We start from the raw sequence: 3,219 nt of genomic DNA, 5'->3' as shown, positions 1-3,219 counted from the left end.
GCCAGAATGGCCTCCCTGTCCGCATCCGCCGGCACCTGAATGCGTCCGCGCAGCTTGCCGTTGACCTGCACCACCAGTTCGATGCTGTCCTGTTTCAGTGCCTGTTCATCCACCTCCGGCCACGGCTGATCCACGATCAGCCCCTCATGGCCCAGATCCGTCCACAGCTGCTGAGCGATGTGCGGCGTGATGGGCGAGAGTACCAGAGTGACGATCTCCAGCGCCTCCTGCATGACGGCGCGGTCCTGATCATTTTTTGGCTCGAAGCGGTTGAGGGTGTTGTTGACCAGCCCCTGCACCGCAGCGATGGCGGTGTTGAAATGCAGCCGGTCGCGGATGTCGCGGGTGGCCTGCGCCAGCATGGCGTGCACGGCACGGCGGAGGGCCTTCTGATCCTCGTTCAGCGCCCCCTTGTCCAGCGCCGGCGCCGGTCCGGCCTCAATGTGGCGCTGCGCCAGCGTCCACAGGCGCCGGAGGAAACGGTGCGCCCCTTCCACGCCGGCGTCGGACCACTCCAGCGACTGGGTGGGCGGTGCGGCGAACATGGTGAACAGACGCACCGTGTCGGCGCCATACTTGTCCACCATCGCCTGCGGATCCACGCCGTTGTTCTTGGACTTGGACATCTTCTCAATGCCGCCGAAAGTCACCGGCTGGCCGTCCGCCTTCAGCACGCCGCCGACAATGCGGCCCTTGTCGTCCCGCTGCACCTCGACATCCGCCGGGTTGTACCAGGTTCTGGAGCCGTCCGGGTTCTGGCGATACCAGGTCTCGGCAATCACCATGCCCTGGGTGAGCAGGTTGGCGAAGGGTTCGTCGGTCTTCACCAGCCCGAAATCCCGCATCAGCTTGTGGAAGAAGCGGGCGTAGAGCAGGTGCAGAATGGCGTGCTCGATGCCGCCGATGTACTGATCCACCGGCAGCCAGTAATCGGCCCGCTCGTCCAGCATGCGTTCGTTCTGATCGGGGCAGGCGTAGCGGGCGTAATACCAGCTGGACTCGAAGAAGGTGTCGAAGGTGTCCGTCTCGCGCCGCGCCGGGCCGCCGCATTTGGGGCAGGTGGTCTCGTAGAATTCGGGCATTTTCGCCAGCGGCGAGCCGGCGCCATCCGGCACCACGTCCTCCGGCAGCTTCACCGGCAGGTCCTCTTCCGGCACCAGCACCACGCCGCAACTGTCGCAGTAGATCATCGGGATCGGGCAGCCCCAGTAGCGCTGGCGGGACACGCCCCAGTCGCGCAGGCGGTAGTTGACCTTGCGCCGGCCGAGTCCCTTCTCGCCGAGCACCCTGGCGAACACTTCCAGCGCCTCTTCCGACCGAATGCCGTCGAACTCGCCGGAGTTGACCAGCTCGCCCTTCTCCGTGAACGCCCCTTCGGACACGTCCGGCAGCTCTCCGCCCACCGGCCTGATGACCACCCTGATGGGCAACCCATACTTTTGGGCGAACTCCCAGTCCCGCTGATCATGGGCCGGCACGCTCATCACCGCGCCGGTGCCATAGCCCATGAGCACGAAATTGGCCGCCCACACCGGCAGCGCTTCACCCGTGACGGGGTGCTTCACCCGCAGGCCCGTGTCCACGCCTTCCTTCTCCAGCGTCTCCACCACCGCCTCGGAGGTGGCGATGTGGGCGCACTTCTCGATGAAGGCAGCCAGTTCCGGATTGTTCTCCACCGCCTTTCGGCTCAGCGGATGGTCGGGAGCCACCGCCACATAGGTCACGCCCATCAGCGTGTCCGGACGGGTGGTGTAGACGGTCAGCTTCCCGTCGTCGTCGGCCAGCGGAAAATCAATCTCCAGCCCTTCGGAGCGGCCGATCCAGTTGCGCTGCATGGTCTTGACCTGCTCCGGCCAGCCGTCCAGCTTGTCCAGATCCTCCAGCAGCTGGTCGGCGTAGTCGGTGATCTTGACGAACCACTGCTCCAGCTCGCGCCGCTCCACCGGCGCGCCGGAGCGCCAGCCCCGGCCGTCGATCACCTGTTCGTTGGCCAGCACGCACTGATCCACCGGATCCCAGTTGACCACCGACTTCTTGCGATAGACCAGCCCCTTCTCATACAGTTTGGTGAACAGCCACTGCTCCCATTTGTAGTAGTCCGGGTCGCAGGTGGCGATCTCCCGATCCCAGTCATAGGCGAAGCCGAGGCTTTTCAGCTGCCCCTTCATGTAGGCGATGTTCTGGCGAGTCCACTCGGCGGGCGCCACGCCGTTGGCGATGGCGGCATTCTCCGCCGGCAGGCCGAAGGCGTCCCACCCCATGGGCTGCAGCACGTTTTTGCCCTGCATGCGCTGAAAGCGGGCGATCACATCGCCGATGGTGTAGTTGCGCACATGGCCCATGTGCAGCTTGCCGGACGGATAGGGGAACATGGACAGGCAGTAGAACTTCTCCTTCTGCGGGTCTTCCACCGCACGGAAGGCGCCCGTATTCTCCCATGTCTTCTGAACCTCTCGCTCCAACGCCCGCGGCTGGTATTCCTTCATCTCAACCCTCATAATAAAAACGTCAATCGCACCATTATAAACGGGAGAAACCCATGCTGAACGCGCAACAGAAACAGGCCTACGCCCGTCTGCTGAAGCAGGCGCAGCAACACGCAAAACAGGCGGAAAAGGACATCATGGCCGCTCTGCGCGAGGCCATCGACGCGGCCTCCATCCGGCAGGAAGAATTCAAGGAACTGACCGAGGCGGAACTGGACAGGGTCAAGCAGGCGCTCAAGGAAGACCTCGACGCCGTGGCCCGCTACTTCGAGGAGGTGGGCGAAGGACTGGAGGAGATCCTCACCCTGGACGCCGCCTGGCTGGAGGAGAAGTTTCTGGAAATCAGCGAAAAGCTGGCCGACCCGGCCCGGCTGGAACTGCTCAAGCTGCGCATGATGGCCGCGCTGAACGAGCGGGAGCGCAACTGAGCCTCTACCGCAGGCCGTAGAAGCCGGCCAGCACGCCCACACCCGGCGCCACCGCCCCGGCCACCGGCACCAGCGCAGCGGCCATGTCACGCGCCCGCTCCATGGCGGGGTGCGACTTCGGGTGCAGAGGGTCGATCAGCGTCTCGATGGCCGCCCGCATCAGCATCGTCAACAAGACACTGCCTGCGGCAACCAGCAGCAGCGCCCACCACACTGGCGTCAGCCCGCCGTGATGATGGTAGAACAGGGCCACGCCCACGGCGGTCACCACAAGACTGCGCAGCGTCGCCTGATCGCGCCGCCAG

Annotated in this window: 3 protein-coding genes; 1 reads left to right on the top strand and 2 read right to left on the bottom strand. The window is 64.7% G+C overall.

What is annotated here, in order from left to right; genetic code table 11:
* Positions 1–2,486, bottom strand: a 2,486-nt coding sequence (gene leuS, locus F8K16_RS06235; RefSeq protein ID WP_294948328.1) for a leucine--tRNA ligase, incomplete at its 3' end; no start/stop codon positions are given.
* A gap of 53 nt (positions 2,487–2,539) precedes the next feature.
* Here leuS and F8K16_RS06230 point away from each other — a divergent pair.
* Entirely contained in the window at positions 2,540–2,914 is a 375-nt protein-coding gene (locus F8K16_RS06230) for a hypothetical protein (RefSeq protein WP_294948326.1), read from the top strand.
* 4 nt (positions 2,915–2,918) lie between these two features.
* Here the strand turns inward: F8K16_RS06230 and F8K16_RS06225 are convergent.
* Positions 2,919–3,219: diacylglycerol kinase (locus F8K16_RS06225; RefSeq protein WP_294948324.1), on the bottom strand; the 301-nt coding region annotated here is incomplete at its 5' end.

The organism is Sulfurivirga sp., assembly GCF_015490265.1.
In the GTDB taxonomy this organism is placed as follows: Bacteria; Pseudomonadota; Gammaproteobacteria; order Thiomicrospirales; family Thiomicrospiraceae; genus Sulfurivirga.
This window is presented reverse-complemented; position numbering and strand designations above follow the sequence as displayed.